The sequence below is a fragment of the Opacimonas viscosa genome, assembly GCF_024199005.1.
Classification (GTDB): domain Bacteria; phylum Pseudomonadota; class Gammaproteobacteria; order Enterobacterales; family Alteromonadaceae; genus Opacimonas; species Opacimonas viscosa.
In genome coordinates, this window is sequence record NZ_JANATA010000428.1 from 1 (window position 1) to 207 (window position 207).

Below are 207 nucleotides of genomic sequence, written 5' to 3' on the forward strand. Positions count from 1 at the left end.
TATTCGTTTTACTGTTTATTCTTAGCGATGCCATTTCAATTAGCCTGGGTGCGATGGGCTTTGGCTTGTTGTTGCAAGAGTATCCAATGCTAGTGACGGTGACCAAATGGGCTGGCGTAGCATTTTTGTTATGGATAGCGTTTAACAAGATTAAGTCGTCGTTAGCAAATGATGCCTTGGTGTTAGCGATGGCGAAAAAGCAACTGT

Annotated in this window: 1 protein-coding gene; it reads left to right on the top strand. The window is 43.0% G+C overall.

The genetic code is table 11. The annotated features are described in order from the left end of the window. Nucleotides 1–207 (top strand): LysE family transporter (locus tag NLF92_RS14145; RefSeq protein ID WP_254102915.1); only part of this gene is annotated, 207 nt, incomplete at both ends.